At 43.6% G+C, this 5,808-nt stretch carries 1 protein-coding gene; it reads left to right on the top strand.

The window, feature by feature from the left end:
- Positions 1–5,808, top strand: a 5,808-nt coding sequence (locus ACX1N5_RS15485) for a hemagglutinin repeat-containing protein (protein ID WP_458803513.1), incomplete at both ends; no start/stop codon positions are given.

The raw sequence follows: 5,808 nt of genomic DNA, 5'->3' as shown, positions 1-5,808 counted from the left end.
TATTCATGTTAAGCAACAGTTGAATAATGATCAGGGAACCGTGACTGCCAATGGTCGCGTGAATCTGACCAGTCAAAATGGTGTGAATAATGAAAATGGGCAATTACAACTCGGAACAGTGATAGTTCAGGGTAATACGTTCAATAATCAGCAAGGAAAGTTCACAGCCCAGCAAGCTGATATTCAAACCCAGAGTTTGAACAACCAGTCTGGACAAGTAAATATTGCCCAAAAACTCAATATCAATAGTCAGGACGTTGATAATACACAGGGCAAAATTCAGGTTGTTGATCAGATTGATCTTGCGGTTGCCAATCTGCTGGATAACGCCTCTGGGCAAATTGCCAGTGGGCAGTTTCTCACCATTCATGCGGGTGATCTGAATAATCAGTCAGGGTTACTCTATTCTGAATTACAGTCAATTGATTTAACCAGTCAGCAGAACATTGCAAACCAGTCGGGAACCATTCAGGCCAAAACCAGTATTAATCTAAGTAGTCAAAACCTCAATAATGATGCTGGGACAATTGTTGCAGACAGTCTGAATTTGCAGCATCAGCAAGTGAGCAATCAGCAGGGTAACATTTCAGCCCAGCAGAGTATCCAGATTCAGAGTCAGGGACAAATTGACAATCAGCAAGGACAAATTCTTGCAGGTCAGTCCATCGTACTGAATAGCCAGGGACTTAATAACAATCAGGGTCAAATTGCCAGTTTAGAAAATCAGGTGAACCTGAACAGTGGGCAAGCACAGCTTTCGAATCAGGCAGGATTGATTCAGGCGAAAACACAACTGACCCTTGAAAGTCAGCAGGATATTGACAATCAGCAAGGTCAGATCATTGCAGATTTAGGGATTAATCTCAGCAGCTTTGGGTTGAATAATAATGCTGGACAGATCAGCAGTGCTCAGGGCGATATTCTGCTGAACGCAGGTAATGCGGTTTTAAGTAATCAGGCAGGTCAGATACTGGCAGGCCAAGATTTACAAATTCTAGCCAATCAAATCGATAACTCCAATGCGGGACAACTGGCTGCCCAGTCCAATCTCCAGATTGAAACAACACAGGATATCAATAATCAGAGTGGCAATATTGCCGCGAACCAATCTGTCAAGCTCAATAGCCTAGGTATTAATAACCAACAGGGGCAGATTGGATCAATTTATGGCAGTCTCAGTATTGAAGCGGGACAAGCCCAAGTCGATAACCAGCAAGGGCGATTACAGGCGGGGCAACAACTCAATTTAAGTGCGGCAGGGATCAATAATAGCCAAGGGCAAATCATTGCCGCAGATTTATTGACCTTAAATAGTCATGAGCAGACGCTAAACAATCTTCAGGGCATTCTGAGTGGCAAGCAATTGCTGTTGGATACAGGTGAACTGAACAATGATCAGGGTTTGATGCAGGCTCAGGACGGGATTCAATTGAATACCCATCAGCAGAATCTCATCAACAGTAACAGTGGGTTGCAAGGCGGTATCCTGAGTCAGGGAACTATTCAACTCCAGAATATTGCGACTTTAAATAACCAGAATGGCTACATCGCCAGTGGTCAGCAGTTACTTCTAGATGTCAATCAGCTCTTGAATAACCGTGGGACATTGCTCGGAGCAGATCAATTACAGATCACAGGAGCAGGTTTAAATCAGTATCTAGATAACCAGTCAGGACAAATCCTGTCGATGGGGGATATGACTCTCTCTGTCGATCATATTAGCAATCAAGGAAAAACGCAAAGTAGCGATCCTGACAGTCAAATTGTTGCTGCAGGACAATTAAACATCACAGCACAACAGCTCGATAACCAAAATACCCTAAATGATAATCTCACGACCACAGCCCAAGGGATAGATGCACAAAGCCTAAACATTGAAAGCAATATTCTGAATAACCAGCAGGGCAGTATTCGCAGTCGTGGCGATCAGCAGTTGCTGATAGGACAGCAGTTAAATAATCAGCAAGGTCAAATCAGTAGTCAACAGTTGCTTCAAGTACAGGGTGATCAGCTGCAGATTAACAATCTGGAAGGGCAATTGCTGGCAGGGACACAACTGAATCTACAAGCCAAGTCACTTTCTGGTGATGGTCGTCTTTTAAGTCTGGGCAATGCAACGCTGACGCTGCAAGATGACTATCTGCATACGGCCAATGCACAGCTTCAGGCCAATCAGAATTTAACCCTCAATGTTGCAGCCAACCTTGTGAACAATGGGGTGATCAATGCAGGCAATCAGTTACAAATCAATGCCAACAATATTAGCAATCTTCAAAATGGCAAAATCGAGAGCCATGAAACCCAAATCACCGCACAGGATCAGTTAACCAATACGGGGCTGATCAATGGAGATGTGACTTGGTTACAGGCAAATACAGTGACGAATCAGGGAACAGGTCGCATCTATGGAACGGATTTGGCGATTGCTGCCAATACCTTGAATAATACGCCAGATGACCAAGGCAATGCGTCGGTGATTGCTTCACGTGGTGATCTGCACTTAGGCGTAGAAACCCTCAACAACCTTGCCAATTCGGTTGACTATACCAGTCAGGCACTGATTTTTAGTGGTGGTAACCTTTATCTGGGTGGAGCACTGGATGCAGATCATCATGCCATCGGGCAAGCCAAAGTCATCAACAATGAAAGTGCAACCATTGAATCTTTGGGCGATATGCAACTCTCTGCACAACAGATTAATAATATTAACAAGCACTTTATTACAGGCGACGTGGAAGTTGCCCGCACCGATGGCTTAGAAAAGTTCTATTGGAGTTGGTACAACTTTGATGGCACGGTCCTTCGCCCAATGAATGGTCGAGAAGATTGGTCAAAATATCAGTACAGCGAAATTACCTATGAAACCCAGACCCTAGAATCTGCGCCTGCCAAAATTGTTGCAGGCGGCAATCTGGATCTGTCTAGTGCGAATGTCTTGAATGACAAGAGCCAGATTCTGGCGGGTGGTGAGTTAAAAAATGAGGGTGGAACCATTACCTCATTGGATGCCAAAGGCATCAGAAAAGTGGTTGATCAAGGAACACAAACGCTTTATTGGAAGCATGAAGGTACATGGGTCAACCCTTTTCAAATTTCAACTGAAACAACGATTGATCTGCCTGTCAGTCAACTCTTGGCTGGTCAGGCTTTAACGCAGCAGGAGACTGCAACTACTGAAGTTTCTAATAATCAAAGTAGTGAGACGATAAAAGCCAGTTGGGTGCAGCAAACGTTAGCACCGAATTTAAAAACTACTAGTACGACAACCACAACCGGACAAGCACAATCTGCAGATAGCAGTAGTTTGGATACAACAGGTGATGTCACACTCGAAGTCCGTACAGTGAATAACCCGAGCGTTAAAGTTCCTAATAGTGCCTTATACCGAGTTAACCCGAATAGTCAGGCTGGATATTTGATTGAAACCGATCCAAATTTTACCAACTATGGCAAATGGCTTTCGTCAGACTACATGCTGAATGCCTTGGGGCTTGATCCTGCTTTACAGCAAAAACGACTGGGGGATGGCTTCTATGAACAACGTATGGTTCAAGATCAGATTGCAAACCTAACAGGCTATCGCTTTCTCGAGGGTTATGCTGGTGATGAAGCACAGTATAAAGCCTTAATGGACAATGGTTTGACCTTTGCGGAGACCTACGGCTTGCGTCCAGGCGTTGCCCTGAGTGCTGCCCAGATCGCGCAATTGACCAGTGATATTGTCTGGCTGGTTGAAAAGACGGTCACTTTACCTGATGGTACAGTCACCCAAGCTTTAGTTCCACAAGTGTATATCAAGGCTCGGGTAGGTGATTTAAAAGGCGATGGCACTTTACTGTCGGCAAATAGCGTGAATTTCAAGCTGAATGGGGACTTACTCAACAGTGCCACCATTGCAGGGCGTGAAGCTGTCCAAATTACTGCTGACAACGTGAATAACCTGATGGGACGGATTCAGGGCAATACGGTTGCTATCTCCACCCGAAATGACCTGAATAATATTGGGGGTCAGATCAGTGCTCAAGATGCAATGGCACTCAATGTCGGTGGAAATTTAAATCTCACCACCACCACAAAAACTGCAACCAGTCAGATTGGTGGTTTTAGTTCAACAGTTACAGGTATTGACCGAGTTGCAGGCTTGTATGTAGGGAATGGCAGTTCGTCAGAGATTAATCTGAATTCCGCAACATTGGTCATGGATGTTGCGGGTAATGCCGTTTTCAAAGGTGCTGAAATTCAGAATAATAATGGCGCTACTCTTCTGAATGCAAAAGGAAATATTGATATTGGGACAGTGCAGACAGGTTATCAACTGCAAACTGTACGTGATGCGAAAAATAGTTCAACCTCACAGCAAACCCAAGATGTCGGTAGCCAGATCACCAGTGCAGGATCTTTACTGTTAAGTGGTCAGAATATCACTGTTAAAGGCTCGGCTTTAAATAGCGAACAGGGAACAACTTACATAAGTGCAGCAGATCAACTCAATATTGGAGAAGGGCGTAAGACTAGCCAACTTGATAGTCAATGGTACAGTAAAAAAAGTGGGATTTTAAGCAGCAAAACTGAAAGTGGTTATATCCATAATCAGAGTGATGAAGCAATTGCCAGTACCGTTGAAGGCAAGAATGTTGTACTTGATGCCAAGAATATTACCATTCAGGGGAGTCAGGTGGTTGCGGACAATTTGACTCAGATTCAGGCAACAGAAAATGTCAATATTCTGGCGGCGGAGAATCATGAGTCTAAGGTTTCTGAATCATATAAGAAAAAATCTGGTTTTACTTCAAGTTTTTCGGATGGTGTGGCAAGTGTTGGTTATGCTAAATCCAAGTCTGAATTGAATGAGAAAGAAACAGCTTTAACGATTACCCAAAGCCAGATTCATAGCCAAAATGGCAGTATTAATATCAGTGCTGGAAAAGATTTAACGACACAGGCAGCATTGTTGAAAGCAGGAGAAGATATTAATCTCACGGGACAAAATGTTAATTTAAATGCCGCATATGCAACCACGGAACAACATTCCAAAATTACTACAAAGCAAACAGGATTGTCGATCGGGGTAACCTATTCTGGAGGGGAAGCTGCAAAATCTGCTTATGAAAAGAGTAACCAAGATGGGCAGTTCTCGGACAGTGTTGTTGGTCAAGTTATGGCACATGGTGAAGCTGTTCGAAAAGCTTCAATGGCTGCCGCAACGCCTGTCGTAGTAACAGCAGGTAGTCAAAAAACAGAAAAAACCTCTGATATTGTATCAACCCAAGCTGTAGTGACTGAGGTTGCAGCAAAAGGTAATCTAAACATTATTGCTGATCAAGGCAGTATACAGAGCCAAGGTGCTAAGATTTCGGCAGAGGGAGATGCATTATTACATGCTAAAGACAACATCCTTTTAGATGCTGTTCAAGATACACATACAGAAACTGCAAACAGTAAACGCAGTGGTTTTAGTACCGATAACCGAGACTGGCTTTCTCCGCTTGGTATTTATAATGATAAAAGTGCAGGAGATGGGCAGGTTGTTAAAACCACAGGGACACAACTCTCTGTAGGTGGAAGTTCTACCTTACAAACAGAACAGGGTGATATTAAGATCATTGGTAGTTCGGTTGTGACTCAAAATGATAATACGATTAATGCTGGGCATGACGTATACATTACATCGAGTCAGAAAGTCCAGAGCCAAAATGAAGTCCAAAGTAGTAAAGGCTGGGGGAGTGCGCAGATATCGGATACTGAACGTTTCGATGGTTATATGAATAGCAGCAGTCTCAACAAAAGTAATGGTGTTGAGCAGCAACG

It is taken from the genome of Acinetobacter sp. ANC 4636, assembly GCF_054454555.1.
The sequence above is the reverse complement of the archived record's forward strand: the minus strand, read 5'-3'. Positions and strand labels throughout refer to the sequence as shown.